Annotated in this window: 19 protein-coding genes and 1 pseudogene; 12 read left to right on the plus strand and 8 right to left on the minus strand. The window is 68.8% G+C overall.

Going from position 1 to position 16004, the window contains the following annotated elements:
* Nucleotides 1–12 precede the first annotated feature (12 nt).
* From ACTWP6_RS25485 to ACTWP6_RS25505, 5 genes are read left to right on the plus strand one after another with little or no spacing between them, the layout of a single operon-like run.
* Nucleotides 13–972, plus strand: coding sequence for an ABC transporter substrate-binding protein (locus ACTWP6_RS25485; RefSeq protein WP_443189135.1), 960 nt, complete (start codon nucleotides 13–15; stop codon nucleotides 970–972).
* A complete protein-coding gene (locus tag ACTWP6_RS25490; protein WP_443189136.1) occupies nucleotides 969–1838 on the plus strand; it encodes an ABC transporter permease in 870 nt (289 codons plus the stop codon). Before ACTWP6_RS25485 ends, ACTWP6_RS25490 begins: the two co-directional genes overlap by 4 nt.
* Nucleotides 1835–2572: an ABC transporter ATP-binding protein gene (locus tag ACTWP6_RS25495; RefSeq protein WP_443189137.1), complete on the plus strand. Its 738-nt coding sequence runs from the start codon at nucleotides 1835–1837 to the stop codon at nucleotides 2570–2572. The genes ACTWP6_RS25490 and ACTWP6_RS25495 overlap by 4 nt, the downstream gene beginning before the upstream one ends.
* Nucleotides 2556–4154 carry an FAD-dependent oxidoreductase gene (locus tag ACTWP6_RS25500; RefSeq protein ID WP_443189138.1) on the plus strand — a complete coding sequence of 533 codons (1599 nt, stop codon included), beginning with the start codon at nucleotides 2556–2558 and terminating at the stop codon, nucleotides 4152–4154. The genes ACTWP6_RS25495 and ACTWP6_RS25500 overlap by 17 nt, the downstream gene beginning before the upstream one ends.
* On the plus strand, nucleotides 4151–4558 hold the full coding sequence (locus ACTWP6_RS25505) for a 4Fe-4S dicluster domain-containing protein (protein ID WP_443189139.1): 408 nt from the start codon (nucleotides 4151–4153) through the stop codon (nucleotides 4556–4558). Before ACTWP6_RS25500 ends, ACTWP6_RS25505 begins: the two co-directional genes overlap by 4 nt.
* Before the next feature lie 448 nt (nucleotides 4559–5006).
* Here the strand turns inward: ACTWP6_RS25505 and ACTWP6_RS25510 are convergent.
* Nucleotides 5007–5819, minus strand: a pseudogene (locus ACTWP6_RS25510) (GAF domain-containing protein); the annotation flags it as partial.
* 372 nt (nucleotides 5820–6191) lie between these two features.
* Between ACTWP6_RS25510 and ACTWP6_RS25515 the strand changes: the two are divergent.
* Both ACTWP6_RS25515 and ACTWP6_RS25520 read left to right on the plus strand, forming a co-directional pair.
* Entirely contained in the window at nucleotides 6192–6479 is a 288-nt protein-coding gene (locus ACTWP6_RS25515) for an ArsR/SmtB family transcription factor (RefSeq protein WP_443189140.1), read from the plus strand.
* Nucleotides 6476–6865 carry a VOC family protein gene (locus tag ACTWP6_RS25520; RefSeq protein ID WP_443189141.1) on the plus strand — a complete coding sequence of 130 codons (390 nt, stop codon included), beginning with the start codon at nucleotides 6476–6478 and terminating at the stop codon, nucleotides 6863–6865. Before ACTWP6_RS25515 ends, ACTWP6_RS25520 begins: the two co-directional genes overlap by 4 nt.
* A gap of 19 nt (nucleotides 6866–6884) precedes the next feature.
* Here ACTWP6_RS25520 and ACTWP6_RS25525 read toward each other — a convergent pair whose 3' ends face one another.
* The gene (locus ACTWP6_RS25525; protein ID WP_443189142.1) at nucleotides 6885–8879 is read right to left on the minus strand and encodes a DUF7064 domain-containing protein; all 1995 of its coding nucleotides are present in this window, start codon (nucleotides 8877–8879) and stop codon (nucleotides 6885–6887) included.
* Nucleotides 8880–8946: 67 nt separating this feature from the next.
* On the minus strand, nucleotides 8947–9411 hold the full coding sequence (locus tag ACTWP6_RS25530) for a hypothetical protein (RefSeq protein ID WP_260753204.1): 465 nt from the start codon (nucleotides 9409–9411) through the stop codon (nucleotides 8947–8949).
* Between the two features lie 112 nt (nucleotides 9412–9523).
* Between ACTWP6_RS25530 and ACTWP6_RS25535 the strand changes: the two genes are divergently transcribed.
* Nucleotides 9524–10513 (plus strand): SDR family NAD(P)-dependent oxidoreductase, encoded by a 990-nt coding sequence (locus tag ACTWP6_RS25535; protein WP_260753205.1) that lies wholly within the window; start codon nucleotides 9524–9526, stop codon nucleotides 10511–10513.
* Here the strand turns inward: ACTWP6_RS25535 and ACTWP6_RS25540 are convergent.
* Nucleotides 10510–11112 carry a TetR/AcrR family transcriptional regulator gene (locus ACTWP6_RS25540; protein ID WP_260753207.1) on the minus strand — a complete coding sequence of 201 codons (603 nt, stop codon included), beginning with the start codon at nucleotides 11110–11112 and terminating at the stop codon, nucleotides 10510–10512. The genes ACTWP6_RS25535 and ACTWP6_RS25540 overlap by 4 nt on opposite strands.
* 56 nt (nucleotides 11113–11168) lie before the next feature.
* On the minus strand, nucleotides 11169–12020 hold the full coding sequence (locus tag ACTWP6_RS25545; protein ID WP_443189143.1) for a peptidoglycan recognition protein family protein: 852 nt from the start codon (nucleotides 12018–12020) through the stop codon (nucleotides 11169–11171).
* A 94-nt stretch (nucleotides 12021–12114) separates the two neighbouring features.
* Here ACTWP6_RS25545 and ACTWP6_RS25550 point away from each other — a divergent pair, with 94 nt between their 5' ends.
* Entirely contained in the window at nucleotides 12115–12603 is a 489-nt protein-coding gene (locus ACTWP6_RS25550) for an SRPBCC family protein (RefSeq protein WP_443189144.1), read from the plus strand.
* 60 nt (nucleotides 12604–12663) lie between these two features.
* Here the strand turns inward: ACTWP6_RS25550 and ACTWP6_RS25555 are convergent, their stop codons facing one another.
* On the minus strand, nucleotides 12664–12999 hold the full coding sequence (locus ACTWP6_RS25555) for a hypothetical protein (protein ID WP_260753211.1): 336 nt from the start codon (nucleotides 12997–12999) through the stop codon (nucleotides 12664–12666).
* Between the two features lie 12 nt (nucleotides 13000–13011).
* On the minus strand, nucleotides 13012–13197 hold the full coding sequence (locus ACTWP6_RS25560) for a hypothetical protein (RefSeq protein WP_443189145.1): 186 nt from the start codon (nucleotides 13195–13197) through the stop codon (nucleotides 13012–13014).
* Between the two features lie 179 nt (nucleotides 13198–13376).
* Here ACTWP6_RS25560 and ACTWP6_RS25565 point away from each other — a divergent pair, with 179 nt between their 5' ends.
* Nucleotides 13377–13556 (plus strand): hypothetical protein, encoded by a 180-nt coding sequence (locus tag ACTWP6_RS25565; RefSeq protein ID WP_443189146.1) that lies wholly within the window; start codon nucleotides 13377–13379, stop codon nucleotides 13554–13556.
* 19 nt (nucleotides 13557–13575) lie between these two features.
* Here the strand turns inward: ACTWP6_RS25565 and ACTWP6_RS25570 are convergent, their stop codons facing one another.
* The gene (locus ACTWP6_RS25570) at nucleotides 13576–14034 is read right to left on the minus strand and encodes a DoxX family protein (protein WP_260753216.1); all 459 of its coding nucleotides are present in this window, start codon (nucleotides 14032–14034) and stop codon (nucleotides 13576–13578) included.
* A gap of 68 nt (nucleotides 14035–14102) precedes the next feature.
* On the opposite strand from ACTWP6_RS25570, the gene ACTWP6_RS25575 reads away from it, so the two are divergent.
* Complete coding sequence (locus ACTWP6_RS25575) at nucleotides 14103–14498, plus strand: nuclear transport factor 2 family protein (RefSeq protein ID WP_443189147.1); 396 nt, start codon at nucleotides 14103–14105, stop codon at nucleotides 14496–14498.
* Between the two features lie 221 nt (nucleotides 14499–14719).
* Nucleotides 14720–16004, plus strand: a 1285-nt coding sequence (locus ACTWP6_RS25580) for a DUF222 domain-containing protein (RefSeq protein ID WP_443189148.1), incomplete at its 3' end; no start/stop codon positions are given.

A 16004-nucleotide genomic window follows, 5' to 3' on the forward strand; every position in this document is an offset into this window, starting at 1 on the left:
GAGGCCCACCCCATGCTTCGCTACTTCGTGCGCACCGCCCTGACGCTTGCCATTCTCGGTTCGGCCGTCGCCTGTGGCAGCAGTGATGACGGATCGGAGGGTTACACGCTGCGTATCGGCGCGACGTCCCCGACCGGCACTCCTGCCGGGTCGCTGGGCTGGGGTGACAAGCAGGGCATCCTCGCCGAGCAACTCAAGGGAGCCGGCGTCGACAAGATCGAGTACTCGTTCTTCCAGTCCGGCAGTGACGTCGCGTCGGCGTTGTTCGCCGGTGCGATCGACGTCGCCGCGATCGGCGACAACCCAGCGCTGCGCGCCCGCAGCCGTGACCCGAAAGTTGTTCTGCTGAGCCTTGACTCGGTCAGCGGCGACGCCTGGCTGGTCGGCGCCAAAGGCGGCCCGACCGACATCGGCGGGCTGGTCGGCAAGTCGGTGACCGCACCGCAGGGCACCATCCGCGACCGGGCGGCCAAACAGCTGATCGACGCCGCCGGACTCAACGGCAAGATCCAGGTGCGCGACGTGCCGACGCCCGAGTCGATCGCAGGCCTGAGCTCCGGGCAGATCGACGCCACGGTGGTCACCGGGGCCAGCGCGATCGAGTTGCAGCACAAGGGCTTCCCGATCATCGACAGCCTCTCCCGGCACGGTCTGGGCAGTACCGGCACCAACATCGCGTTGACCACGTTCACCGACAAACATCCCGGGTTCGCCGACGCGTGGCGCCAGGCCGTCACCGCGGTCAACAGCGACATCCAGAAGAACTTCGATCAGTACACCGACTGGGTCGCGCAGACAGACGGCACCGAGGTCGAGTTCGTCAGGGAGGCGACGCGACCCGACGAGTTCAATACCGAACCGTTCCCGAAACAGGGTGTCGATCAGCTCCAGGCCGCCTACGACTTCCTCGAGGCCGACGGCGCCCTGGAGGGCCGGTACTCGGTGACGGAGTGGGCCGGAGCGCAGTCATGACCGTCGTCGCCACCCCGGTCCGCGCCGAGGCGTCGAGCCTGGACCTGATCGACGTCGTCGCCGGCCACCGCCGTCGGCGCAGCGTCTGGGCCCGCATCCCGCGCCCGCTGCGCCGGATGATGGGACCGGTGCTGATCCTGTCCGCATGGGCCGTCGGTTCGGCGACCGGACTGCTCAACCCTGATCTGTTTCCGCCGCCGGCGGATGTCGCGACCACCGCGTGGCGCCTGCTGACCGACGGCCAGCTCGCTCTTCACGTCGGCGCGTCGGCCACCCGGGTGCTGACCGGCACCGTGCTGGGCATCACCCTCGGCGTCCTGCTCGCGGTGCTGGCCGGGCTGACCCGCACCGGCGAGGACCTGCTCGACTGGACCATGCAGATCCTCAAGGCGGTACCCAATTTCGCGCTCACCCCACTGCTGATCATCTGGATGGGCATCGGCGAGGGCCCGAAGATCGTGCTCATCACCCTCGGAGTCGCGATCGCGATCTACATCAACACCTACTCCGGTATCCGCGGGGTGGACCAACAGCTGGTGGAGATGGCCCAGACGTTGGAGGCGCGCCGCGTCACCCTGATCACCAATGTGATCCTTCCCGGTGCGATGCCGAACTTCCTTGTCGGCCTTCGCCTCGGGCTGTCCAGCGCCTGGCTGAGCCTGATCTTCGCCGAGATGATCAACACCACCGAGGGCATCGGCTTCCTGATGTCGCGTGCGCAGACCAACCTGCAGTTCGACATCTCCCTGCTGGTGATCGTGATCTACGCGGTGGCCGGGCTCGCCTCCTATGCGCTGGTGCGACTGCTGGAGCGGGTGCTGCTGTCCTGGCGCAACGGCTTCGGCGGCTTCGAGGGCGCGGCGTGACCGCCCCTGTGGTCACCATCCGCAACCTGCATCGCGCGTTCTGCGTCCAGCAGGTGCTGGACGGTCTCGACCTCGACATCGCCGACGGCGAGTTCGTCGCGATGCTGGGCCGTTCCGGTTCAGGCAAGAGCACGCTGCTACGCATCCTCGCAGGCCTCGACGGGCAGGCCGACGGCTCGGTGATCGTGCCGCGTTCCCGGGCGGTGGTGTTCCAGAACCCGCGCCTGCTGCCCTGGCGCCGGGCGCTGGCCAACGTCACGTTCGCGCTACCCGACGCCGGCTCCGACGCCCCCAGCCGGACCGCGCGCGGTCAGGCAGCGCTCGACGAGGTCGGCCTGTCCGGCAAGGTTCGGTCGTGGCCGCTGTCGTTGTCCGGCGGTGAGGCCCAGCGTGTTTCACTGGCCAGAGCCCTGGTTCGGGAACCCGACCTGCTGTTGCTCGACGAACCGTTCGGCGCACTGGATGCGCTGACCCGGCTCAAGATGTACCGCCTCCTGCATGACCTTTGGGCGCGCCGGCACATGGCCGTGCTGCACGTCACACACGACGTCGACGAGGCGATCCTGCTCGCCGACCGGGTGGTCGTGCTGTCCGAGGGCCGGGTCTCGCTGAACCGTCAGGTGGAGTTGCCGTTCCCCCGCAGCCGCGGCGACGACGGTTTCGACGAACTGCGTCGGGCACTGCTGGCCGAACTCGGCGTCGCGGAGGAGGTCGGGCATGACCGCAGCCGGTGACGTCGACATGCATGTCACCGACGTCCTGGTGATCGGCGGCGGTCCGGCGGCCACCTGGGCCGCCGTTGCGGCCGCCGAAGCCGGAAGCCGGGTCACCCTGGTGGACAAGGGTTATTGCGGTACCAGTGGGGCCACCGCCGCCGGTGGCAACAATCTGTGGCTGATCCCGCCCGGCCCGCGCCGCGAGGACTCCATGCGTGAACGCGAGGCGGCCGCCGGTGGCCTGACCGATGCCGATTGGATGGCACGGGTGCTGTCGGCGTCGTGGGACCGGATCGAGCAGCTGGCCCGATGGGGCTATCCGTTCCCGGTCGGGGACGACGGGCGGCAGCTGCGCAGCAGCCTGCACGGCCCGGAGTACATGCGCCGGATGCGCCGCAAGGCCCACCGCAGCGGGGTGCGCATCCTCGACCATCATCCCGCGACCGCACTGACCACCGACACGGACGGAATCGTCAACGGGGCCAATGGAATAGCACGCCAGGAGGGCGGACGGCGGTGGCGGATCGGCGCGGGTGCGGTGGTACTGGCCACCGGCGGCACCGCATTCCTGTCGGGGTCGTTCGGCACCAATGTCGACACCGGGGACGGATACCTGATGGCCGCCGAAGTGGGCGCCGACCTGTCCGGCATGGAGTTCAGCACCGCCTACGCGTTGGCACCCGAATGGGGCACCCACACCAAGGGACGGATGCTGCAATGGGCCAGTTTCTATGACGAGCACGGCCGGCCCTTCCCCGCCGAGCGCGGCCTGGCCGGGCGCAAGGATGCGCAGCGGGCACTGGCGCGCGGTCAGCGGGTGTTCGCCCGGCTGGATCGCGCGCCCGAGCACATCCGGCAGACCATGCGCGATGCCCAGCCGAACTACTTCCTGCCTCTCGACAAGGCAGGCATCGACCCGTTCGTCACCGCCTACCCGCTGCGCATGGTCTACGAAGGTTCGGTACGCGGGACCGGCGGCCTACGGATCACCGGGCCCGACTGCGCCACCACCGTTCCCGGTCTGTTCGCCGCGGGTGACGCCGCGACCAGGGAACTGATCACCGGTGCGATCAGCGGGGGCGGCAGCCACAATGGATCGTGGGCGATCGCGTCCGGAACGTTCGCCGGTCGTGGCGCCGCGGAGTACAGCCGCCGACGCACCGTCGATGAACCCGTCGAGCACGACCGCCTCGGGCTACGACCCGGCCACCGGAACGCACCGACCGTCGACGAAGTGGTGCGCGCAGCGCAAAACCAGATCCTGCCGCCTAAGCGCAGCCACCTCAAATCCCATGCTCGGCTCACCGAGTCGGCCGATGCCCTCGAAAGCCTGTGGCGGGATATCGCCGGCGGGCTGGCCCCGGTGCCGGCACGCGAGGCGTACAAACCGCGGCAGGCGGTCGCGCTGGTGGCCACCGCCCGCTGGATCACCGCCGCGTCGCTCGCCCGTTCCGAGAGCCGGGGTCTGCACCGCCGCGAGGATCTGCCCCAGATTGACCACCGGCTCGCCCACCGGATCCTGGTCGGCGGGCTCGACGAGGTCAGGACAGCACCGGATCCGGTTGCTCCGCAATTGGTCTCTGCGGAGGCAGTGGCATGATCGAGATCGTCAGCTCGACTGCGTGCATCGCCTGCGACGTGTGCATCAAGGTGTGCCCCACCGATGTGTTCGAGCGCGGCGAGGACGGTATCCCCGTGATCGCCCGGCAGTCGGACTGCCAGACCTGCTTCATGTGCGAGGCCTATTGCCCGGTCGATGCGTTGTACGTCTCCCCCGTCTCGGCGCCCGTCGGACCGGACAGTCCGCACGCCGATGAGGGCGCCGTCACCCGGCACGGCCTGCTCGGCGGGTACCGCGAGATGGTCGGCTGGGGCCGCGGACGTACCGCCGGCGCGCTTCGGGACCGCAACCCGCTGTTGAAAGCTGTTCCACCGCTGCCGGAATCGCGACTGCCGGTGCCGGCGACCCCGGTGGATTCCCCCTGGGATCATCCGGCGGACTGACCAGCCTGGTCAGACCGGCGTGGCCGCCACCGGAAGGCGGGCGGTGAGCGTGGTGCCCGCCCCGGCGGGGCTGACCACCTCGAACCGCCCGCCCACGGCCTCCACGCGGTCGCTGAGCCCGATCAAGCCCGATCCGTCGGCGGTCGCGGCGCCCCCGACGCCGTCGTCGCTGACCGCGATGATCAACTCGTCGCTCTCGACGCGCAGTCACGGTCACGCCGTCGGCCCCGGAGTGCTTGGCGGCGTTGGCCAGAGCTTCGGCGGTGACGTAGTAGGCCGCCACCTCGACCGGTTCGGGCAACCGTCCGTCGACGTCGACATCGACGGTCGCCGGGATAGCCGAGCGCCGGGCCAGCGACCGCAGCGCCGGGCCGAGCCCGCCATTGGACAGCACGGCGGGGTGGATGCCGCGGGAGAGTTCCTGCAACTCCCGCAGCACATCACCGAGTCCTTGCACGGCGCGGTCGAGTTCGTCGCGCACCGGCGTCAACTCCACGGGCACGGTGGCCTCGATTCCTCGCAACCGCAAGCCCAGTGCGACGATGCGTTGTTGTGCACCGTCGTGCAGATCACGTTCGATCCCGCGCCTGGCCTGGTCGGCCGCGGTGACGACGCGGGCCCGGGAGGCCCGGAGTTGTTCGCGGGTCCGGGCGTTGGCGATCGCGGTGGACACCAGGTCGGCGAAGTCGCCGATGCTGTCTTTCCATCCGTCGGCAAGGGCGCCCGGCTGCACCGAGGCCACGATCAGCGCCCCGACCACCTGGCCGGCGACCGTGATGGGCGCCCCTGCGCCGGAACGGAACCCGGCACCGCGCAGGCGCTCGGCAAGCGCGCCCTCGACTGCGCGGTAGTCATCGACGTGTGCGGTCCGGCCGGTTCTGCGGATCTCGGCGGTGACGGTGTGTCCTTCCAGCGGGAAACGCTCGCCCATCGTCGGCCATGACCGCCCCTGGGTGTCGTGCGCGGCGAGCACCACGCACTCCTCCCCGACGAACTCCACCAGCGCGGTGTGCTCCACATCGAGACCGCGCGCAAGCTCGGAGACCGCCGTGGCGTAGATCTCGGCCAGATCGGCCTCGCGTGCCACCAGGGTCGCGACCCGGCGGAGCGCCGCCTGCTGGGCGGCCAGGGCGTCGGCGCGCTGCCGCCGCCGTTCGGCTTCGATCGCGCGCAGGCGCGCCTGGCCTGCGAGCAGATTGGCCAGCAGCGCCAGCGGCAGGAACACAAAGATCGCCGTGACCAGACCGTCCAGATGAAACATCACGTACACCGCCGCGCTGACCAGCGAGGTCGCCACCGCCAGCCACGAGTTCCACCCGGCCGACACCACGAGAACCGCGAAGAAGAAGATGGCGCCGAACGCATTCTCCGGCGCGACACGTGCAGGAACACCACCAGGGCGGTCTCCGCCGCGATAAGCCCGGCCGCCACGCCGATGCCCCAGCCGACCGGCCACGGCCTGGACCGCAGCACGAGCGCCACCCACTGATCCCGGCGGTTCTGTAGCTCCGGGACACCGAATCGAGGCTCGGCTGAGCTCACTGCGGGATGCTATCGCGGCCCGGGACGTTTCGACGGATGTGCTCCGTTCCGACCGTTGACATGCAAGTAGCTACTTGCCTATGGTCGTTTCGTGGGTGACGTCTTCAAGGCTTTGGCCGATCCCACGCGGCGGCTGATCGTCGACGAGCTGACCGACCGGGACGGCCAGACGCTCTTCGAGATCTGCGCGCGACTGGCCACCAAGCACGGGGTCAGCGCGTCCCGGCAATCGACGTCCCAGCACCTGGACGTATTGGAAGAGGCGGGGCTGATCGAGACCCGGCGCGAAGGACGCTTTAAGTTCCACCACCTGAACACCGCACCGCTGCGCGACCTCTTCCGGCGGTGGCTCCCCAACCCCGAGGAGAAAACGACATGAGGATCGGTTACGCCAGCATGCTGGTCGACGACCAGGACAAGGCGCTGCGGTTCTACACCGACGTGCTCGGCTTCCAGGTCAAGCACGACGTGCCCATGGGCGAAGCCCGGTGGATCACGGTCGTCTCGCCTGAGGATCCCGACGGGACCGAACTGACCCTGGAACCCGACGCCCACCCGGCGGTCAAACCGTTCAAGGACGCGCTCGTCGCCGACGGGATCCCGTTCACCGCCTTCGTCGTCGACGACGTCCGAGCGGAGTTCGAGCGGCTGCGCGCGAAAGGCGTTCGCTTCACCCAGGAGCCGGCCGACATGGGCCCGGTGACCACCGCGGTGCTCGACGACACCTGCGGCAATCTGTTGCAGATCCAGAGCAGCACGGGCTAGGGCACAGGTCGCCGGCGCTTCAGCCTTGACTGCGGTTCCACTCGATCCAGCCCACGCCGGTGCGACCGTCGGCTGTGGTCACGGTTCCCCAGGCGCGCGGGAACTGGCTGAGCCTTCCGTCGGCGGAGGTCAGCAGCACGGGTGCGTGGCCGCGGACCTCGATTGTGGCCGTGATGCCGGCGGGTTCGTAGTCCACCTCGGCGCAGACCGGTAACTCTTTGTCGCCGAACGTCGTTCGCGCGGTGACCGCGGCCAGCTCGACAAAGGGCCGGCCGTCGCGCTGCGCGTAGCCGATGCCGATCGGCGGGGCGCCGGGAATCAGGATCTGCGCTCCGTGCAGGTGCGTGCCGTCGTCGAGGTGCAGCGCGCTCCATACCCAATCCATGCTCCACCAGTCCCGGGCCGCCCAGGAGTGGTCCCGCTGGCCGGGCACCGCGGTGAATTCGTAGGTCTGCCCGTCGGCCACCACGGTTCCCGTTACGGTGCAGGGGATCTCGTACCGTGCAGAGATGCGGTACTGGTACGGCTGCCCGACGGTGGTCCAGGTCAGATCCATCGACACATCGACGGGCCGGCCGGCCTCGCCCCGCAGGATCGCAGCGGGGTCGTCGTGGGCCTGTCCCCGCCCCCGCACCGCGACCCGGTAGGTGCGCAGCGGCGTCGGCACGTCGATGTCCAACTCGATGCCGTCCGCACGGACACGGGTGTGATCCTCGGGCAGCGGAGCCTCGAAGTCGAGCAGCGCGATGGTCGGGGCGCCCGGCGCGCACACCAGGCCGTTGATCCACGCATGGTCCTGGTTCGGGATCAGGCCCAGCCGGATCCAGCCGCCGACCTGCTGCGCAGGGTCGGCGAAGTCGAAGTACCAGCTCTCACTCCACAGGTCTTCATCGGTCGGGGTGTGCCGTCCTTCGTCATCGACGTTGGGCTGCAACGGTTCCGGTGTGGTCGGTGCGGGCAGTACGGCCAGCGCGTCGGCGTCCAGCACGTGCTGGCAGTTTCGCGCGATCATCGCCATGAACATTTCGTCGCCGCGCTCGGTGCGTGCGACGAGCATCGGCGACACGATCGCCATGAGCACGCCGAAGAAAGCCTGGTGGCGCACCCCCTCGCGTACCTCGTCGAGAGTGATTCCGGCCGCGCCGAGCGCATCGTGGTAGGCGGTCAGCAGTGTGTCGTAGTGTTCGCGGCGCCGTTCGACGGGCAGCGCGCAGCCCAGAAAGTAGGCCACGTCGGTGAAGGCGGGCCCCCAGGTGACGGTCTGCCAGTCCACCACGGTCAGCGGACGGTCGGACCCGTCCTGGCCGAACAGCATGTTGTCGAGCCGGAAGTCGCCGTGCACGAGCCCGCGTGGCCGGTCGGCCTCGTCCTCGGCTGCCATATAGGCGTCGAACGATGCGACGAACCGTTCGCAGACCTCACGGTGTTCCGGGGCGATCTGGTCCCGGTAGCGGTCGATGTAGCCGGCATACAGCGCGCTGATCAGAGCCTGGTCGACCGGCGACTCGCGGTTGAGCCACTCCGCGCCCTCCAGCGTCTGGCTGCCGAGCAGTCGTCCGTGGACGTGCCCGATCTGGGTCAGCGCCAGCGTCGCCTGTTCCACTGTGGCCCCGCGGATCTCGTCACCCACCTGCGCGGGCGCAGCATCGGCGAGCAGCAGGTCGAAGGCGCCCGTCTGCGAGTCGTACGCGCTGTGATAGCAGGGCGCGACGGGCCCGCCGAGCCCCGGTGCGATGTTGGCGTAGAAGCTGACCTCACGCTCGTAGAGCCCCATCGCCAGACCGGTCTGGCGACTGCTGGGGTCGGCGGCGGCGACCTTGAGCACGACCGACGACGGCCCCGGGTCGCCGTCGGCGTAGCGCAGCGCCACGCGGTAGCACTCGCTCATCTGGCCGGTGCCGATGCGGTCGATGTCGAATTCGGAGACGGTGCCCTGCCCGAGGACCGCGGTCAGCCACTCGGTGGTCAGGTCGGCAGGGCGTTCGATCAGCTGCGGACGCAACGATGAGTGCACCGGGTCAACCTATAGCAGCCCCGGGAGCCTCGAGGGCCGGTTCGGCGGAATTCTTGACGACTGTCAACTAGCGGTCGTCGGTTCGTGTGCGCCGGCGCGGCGTGTCCAGCCAGCGGGCGATCCGCGGCTCGAACACCGCGATCAGCGTCGCGACGAAAAACCACATCACTGCAAGGGTGACGGTCGTATTCCAGGCGTCCAAGGAGATCCCGTCCGGGTCTTCGCTGTGGAAGTACGGCGTCACCACCAAGTGCTGGATGGCCGGCGCGGCCGCGATGCAGAACGCGAGCCCGGTCGTCGCGCCGAACGCGGCCCGCAGCAGCAGAGTGCGCGGGGTCAGCGCCGCCGGCGCGGCGATGTGGTGGGCGAGCAGGATGCACAGCAACATCACGCCGATGACGACGGCCAGCACGTCCCACTCCCCGGGACCGAGGATGAAGGCCACCGCGCCTGCGACGGTGGCCAGCGCCAGCGCGCCGGGATCCACTCGCGGCCGGTCGAATCCTGTCGGCATCTGCGGTTGCGCCCCCATGCCGTCACTGTAAGGCCACCGGCGACAGCGGCACCTGGCAAACCGCCGGTTCGCCCGTACTGTGGACGGGGTCCGGGCGGGGACCTCCGTCGCGGCAGACCGGAGGGGGCACATGAAAGTACTGGTTACGGGTGGCACCGGCTTCGTCGGAGCGTGGACGGCCAAAGCCGTTCAGGCCGCGGGGCACGACGTGCGGTTTTTGGTCCGCAACCCTGACCGGTTGACCACCAGCGCCGCGAAGATCGGCGTCGACATCGGCGACCACGTTGTCGGTGACATCGCCGACGCGGAAGCCACGTCGGCCGCGCTGGACGGTTGCGATGCGGTGATCCACTGCGCGGCAATGGTTTCCACCGATCCCAGCCGGGCCGATGAAATGCTGCACACCAACCTCGAAGGTGCCCGCAACGTGCTTGGGGGCGCCGTGCACGCAGGCATCGACCCGATCGTTCACGTCTCGAGTTTCACCGCGTTGTTCCGGCCGGATCTCGAATTGCTGCACGCTGACCTGCCGGTGGTCGGCGGCAGCGACGGCTACGGCCGGTCCAAGGCTGCCGTGGAGGCCTACGCCCGCGGACTGCAGGACGGTGGCGCGCCGGTCAACATCACCTATCCCGGCATGGTGCTCGGCCCGCCGGCGGGCGACCAGTTCGGCGAGGCCGCCGAAGGCGTCGAAGCGTCGGTGAAGATGCGCGGGGTACCCGGCCGCAGCGCGGGGTGGATCGTGATCGACGTCCGCGACCTGGCCGAGTTGCATGTCGCCCTGCTCGAAGCGGGCCGAGGACCACGCCGGTACATGGCCGGCGGACAACGAGTTCCGGTCGACAAGCTGGCCTCGATGATCGGCACCGCGGCCGGCCACACTCTGGTCGTCTACCCGGTTCCCGACGTGGCGCTGCGCAGCGCCGGCCGGCTGCTCGACATCGTCGGCCCGTTCCTGCCGTTTGAGACGCCGATCAACTCGGCGGCGATGCAGTACTACACCCAGATGCCCGAGTCCGACGACGAGCCCAGCCGGCGCGACTTCGGCCTGACCCAGCGCGAACCCGCCGAGACGATCGCCGACACGGTTGAGGGACTGCGTCAGGTGGGCCGACTCTAGGCGCCTGTGGTGCGCGCCAGCACGCCGTGCAGGACCAGATCGGCGAGCTTGGCCGCCGCGTCGTCGATGTCGGTCACTTTCCGCACGCAGACCGCGTACCAGGCGGCGCCCGCAATGACGTCCATGACGGCGTCGGCGTCCACCTGTGCGCGCACCCTGCCGCGTTCGACTCCGTCATCGACCTGTTCGGCGAGCCGGCGGCGCGCGGCGGTCTCCAACCGGTCGTCGATCAGCTTCTGCATGGCCGGTTCCAGGCGCAGGTCGTGCAGCAGCCCCGGAAACGCCTCGCGCACAACGGGGTCGCCGTACATCACCAGAGCCCCGCGGCACAGCCGGGTGATTTCGGCGGCGACGTCGTCCTCGCAGGGCACCGAGCCCAGATCAGGGAACGCCGCCTCGTGGATCAGATGGGCCTTGGACCGCCATCGGCGGTAGATGGCGGGGCGGCTCACCCTGGCGGTAGCTGCGATGAGATCGATCGAGGTGGCCGAGTAGCCACGGGTGACCAGCAGTTTGCGGGTGACCTCGAGCACCGCTTCGTCGATCGCGGGGTCGCGGCGCGACCCGTGGTGGCGGCGCCGTGCCGGTGCGTCCTTCACCGCGTTCCGTTCCCTTCGTGCTCCGGTCGAAGCAGTCTGCCACAACGGCGGCGTCCTCACGGGTCGATCAGGCGCAATCTCAATGCCGCCGCGGTGGCCGGCCCGACGATCCCGTCGACCGTGAGCCCCGGTGTCCGGCGCTGAAATTCGCACACCGCCGCCTCGGTGTCGGGCCCGAAGACACCGTCGATCTCCAAGGCCCCGGCATACGCCGCGTAGGCGTATTTCAACCTGCGCTGGAGTTCTGCGACCTGTGGACCTCGGGACCCGCGATACATCAGCACGTCGGTGTACGCCCCCACCGGGACGGGCGGCCGTGGCGCCGAGACGGCCGGGTCGGCGCCGATTCGCGACGTGATGTCGCGGCGCAACTCGTCCATGTCGATCGCACCAGGATCCCACTTGCCCTGCGCACGGCCGGCGTACTCCTTGTGTCCGATCGTGCGGTCGGCCGGTTGACCGAGATGGCGGTGGATCGCCGCGCAGCTGATCACCATCGCGAAGTACTGGGCATCCGGCCAGTTGCGCCGGTGCGGCGCCTCCGGGCGGGTCCCGGAATTGGCGCATTCGATGCCGATCGTGTGCCAGTTGCCCATGTTCGCCGGCAACCACGAATGCATGCCGACGCCCGCATGCCAGGCCACACCTGCGGCGACCACGGTCACGGTGCCGTTGCGTGCGATGTGCAGCTGCGACAGCGGGCCCGCCAGATCCGGACGGCCGTGGGCGATCGAGGCCGCGGACGCCCGGTCCGACCCGGTGTGGTGCACCATCACCCCATGGATGTCCTTGAACTCGCCGTGCCCGCGTTGCCGCCATCCGGGGAACTCGACGACCTCCAAGCCTGCGTCGCGCAGCACATGGGCGAGCCAGACCAAGTCGCCGCGCCGTGCCACGGGTAGCGGCATGAACTCGCACCTCCGGGAGCTCTCGACGTCGGTACTGGCCTTCCATGCAAGCACGGAGGTGTTTGTCGGGCACGCGGACGGGTAGCCGCTACTGGTGTCGACTCACGCCTCCGGCCCTCCCGAGATCACCAGTTCACCGATAGTCCGGCGCGAGACCCCGGCCTCGCGGCAGCGGGTCTGGAACGTGCTCGCCGACGGCTGGACCTACTCCCAATGGGTGGTCGGGAACAGCCGCATGCGCGCCGTCGATCCGAAGTGGCCCCAGCCCGCAAGCGTGATTCACCACTCGATCGGGATATGGCCCGCCGTGATCAACGACCGCACCGTGGTCGAGTCCTGCACGCCTGAATACGAACTCGTGCTGATCGCCAAGGGCGGGCCGTTGGGCACGGCGCGCGTCACGCTGCGGCTCCACGACATCGAGGGCGGCGGATGCCTGATCGAGATGGCTGAGGTGCCGGTGTCGCCGCCCCTGAGCTGGCTGCCCGACTCCGCGGCCCTGGCCATGGCCTATCCGCGCAACCGCGAGAGCACCTGGCGGTTGGTCGCGCTGGCCGAGCGCCGGCCCACCGCTGACGACTAGACCGCACCACAGGCGAACTCGACCGGCTCCACGCCGGTGACGGCACGACTGACCGCCGGCTCATGGAAGGCCGCGGTTGGGGGTCTGGTTCGCCACTCCGTGCCGCAACGGCGTGTTCGCCTGGGCAGCCGTCGATTCCTGCACCGGCGAACCGCCGGGCGTCGATTGGACCCTGGGCGCCCGACGCGGATCACCGGACGACGGCTGTGCACCCTCCTCCAGTTCACGTACCCGGGCTTCGAGGATCTCCAGCACGGGCACTCGTGCTGCGTGGCCGGCCTCGTGGATGAGTACGGCCTGTAGTTCGTCAGCCGTGAGGGACCGGATCCGGTGCTGGAGGTCGCCCACGGTCAGTTGGTCGTAGTCGGGCAGCGGTAGGTCTGCGGAGTTCGTCATACGGTCTGCCTTTCACTTGACGACGGGGAACACCGAGTCCCCGTCCTCTGGAACGCCGTCGATCTGGCGGGGATCAGCCGGCGGGGTCCCGGATGCGTCGGCGTCCCGGGGGTCGAGGTCGCCGGCCGTCACGTCGGGTAGCTCCTCGGCCAACCGCTGGTCGAGCGTCTCGCCCTGGCGCTCCTCCTCGGCAGACATGCCTCCATCGGGCTGAGCATGTCCTCAGCGCCGCCGAGGTCGTTGGCGGTGGTGCCGCCGGCGTTATTGGTGCTCACAGTCTTCTCCTCACGTACGCGCGCACAGTGAGAATCCATAGCCACAAGAGCCGGGACTAAACCCTTGCCGGCCGGGTATGCCGCGCCTCACGGAGGTGAGCAATGCTGAGTACCGACAGCGGACCCGAGAACCCGGGCCGGCAGGATCCCGATGCCGATCCCGAGATGAAGACCTCGGGGACACACCAGGCCGACCAGGCCGAGGGCGAGGACGACCCGGAGGAATCCGGGAACTTAGGGTGCGTCCCACCGTCGAACGCCGCCCGCCCCAGCCGACGTTGAAGCCGGGTTCACCGGAGTACTACTGGGGCAGCACTTCTCGATGATGAGGCGAGCTGACATCGATCGCATCGACCTCACGGACGTGAGCGGTTCGGCCGCGTGTGAGATTGCCGACTGCGCAGGCGCCGGATCCGGTGAATGCCAGGAGCAGGAAGGCGAAGCTGAACAGTGCCGCGGTCTCGCCTCCGTTCTGGATCGGTAGCAGTCCATCGGGCTGATGCTTCCAAAAGTAGGCCACCGCCATCGCGCCGGAAGCCAGGAACGCCGCTGCGCGGGTGAACAATCCGATCATGACCAGCAGACCGGTCGTCAACGAGATCAGACCGATCCACCAGGACGGCCAAGCACCGAACTCGGCGGTCGGGCCCGCGTCGGCCGGCCAACCGAAGATCTTGACGGTGCCGTGCAGTCCGAACAGGAAACCCACGACCGTACGGAAGACAAACAACCCGAGTCCGACGTCGACTTTGCGTGCCATGCCGCCACGCTAAGGGATTTCGGCCGAGAGCAGAGGGCTACGTATTCGCCGCGCGCTACCGTCATGTGATGCATGCATTCAGGCAGGCCGTCGAGTCCCGTGACGATGCCGCCATCGAAGCCCTGTTGGCCGATGACGTCGTATTCACGAGTCCCGTGGCGTTCAAGCCGTACCCGGGCAAACCCATCACCGCGGCGATCCTCCGCGGCGTGATGCGGGTGTTCGAGGACTTTCGCTACGTCCGCGAGATCACCAACGGCAACGGCCGCGATCACGCCTTGATCTTCGAGGCCACCGTCTCGGGCAAGCGGATCACCGGTTGCGACTTCCTGCACATCAACGACGACGGCCTGATCGACGACTTCATGGTGATGGTGCGGCCGCTGTCGGGCGCCACCGCACTCGCCGATGCGATGGGTGCACAGTTCGATCGCATTCAGCGCGAGGCGATCGAGCGTAGCTGATTCGCAACGCCCCTTGGTGCCCTGTTGTCTTTTGCATGCTGCACGCGAGATTGCGGTGAGGGTCGTGGTTCTGCGCAGATTCACGGCCGCGGTGTGTGTATGCCGGGAGATGACGCGGCGGGGGCCAGTTCGGAACTGGGCAACCGCGTTGTGCGGGAGTCGTTTTCGCGTCGTCGGTCTGGGTCGGGCGGTTTGTCGGTGGGTGGTGTCAGGATGGGGTTATGCCCGCGAAGACCCCGGTTGGTACTGGTACCGACGGTGTGGTGCGTCAGTCGGATCGGCTGGAGGCGCATTTTGAGGAGTTGGCGGAGTTGGCCGGTCAGCGCAACGCCATCGACGGGCGCATCGCTGAGATCACTGCCGAGATTGATCGGGCCGGGTTATGGGCGATCACGGGCGTGAAATCGATGGAGGGGTTGATCGCGTGGAAACTGGGGACGTCGTTTCGTAACGCGCAGACGCTGGTGGCGGTGGCACGCCGGATGGCCGAATTCCCACTCTGTACAGGGGATTTGCGGGCGGGTCGGCTGTCGTTGGATCAGGTCGGGGCGATCGCCGAGGGCGCGGGGAGGGGTTCGGATGCCCATTATGCGCAGTTGGCCGCCAATGCCACGGTCAGTCAGTTGCGGACCGCGATCAGCGTCGAAGCCCGTCCCGAACCCGAACCCGAACCCGAACCTGCGCCCGAGCCTGAACCCGAGCCTGCGCCTGAGCCGGTGTGTGAGCCGGTGCCGCAGCCGTCGATTTCCAAAACCATCGACGGGGAGTTCGTGTGTTGGCGGATCAGGCTCCCGCTGCTGGAGTCGGCGAAGTTCGAAGCGGCCCTGAAGGCACACCACGACGGGTTGATCGCGCAGTGGAAACGCGACGACACCACCAACCCCGACACAGACAACCCCGACACCGCCGCCCACAACGGCGACAGCGCCGGTGGGTACGGCGCGGGTGGATACGGCGTCGGCCACCGTGACGGGCATAGTGACGGCGACGGGCGGGGCCTGGGGCGTTCGCCGATCCCGACGGCCGGTCATGCATTCATGGAGTTGGTCCAGGCGGGCTGGGATGTCGAGGCCGCACGCCGCCCGCACGGTGCGCACACCACGGTGGTGGTCCATGTCGATGTCAAAGACCAGATCGCCGCCCTGCATCTGGGGCCGCTGCTTTCGGCCGAACAGCGCCGCTACCTGAGCTGTGATGCCACCTGCGAGGTGTGGTTCGAACGCGACGGAATCCCCCTCGGGGCCGGGCGCACCACCCGCACCATCAGCCGCCGGCTACGTCGGGCGCTGGAATACCGGCACCGCAGCTGCGCGGTGCCCGGCTGCGGGGCCACCCGCGGGCTGCACGCCCACCACATCGAGCACTGGGAAGACGGCGGCCTGACCGAGCTGGACAACCTGGTGCTGGTCTGCCCCCACCATCACCGGCTGCACCACCGCGGAGTCATCACCATCACCGGCCCCGCCGAGCGGCTCCGGGTCACCGACAGCACCGGCCGAGACCTCA

Source organism: Mycobacterium sp. 4D054 (assembly GCF_052245755.1).
Taxonomy (GTDB): Bacteria; Actinomycetota; Actinomycetes; order Mycobacteriales; family Mycobacteriaceae; genus Mycobacterium.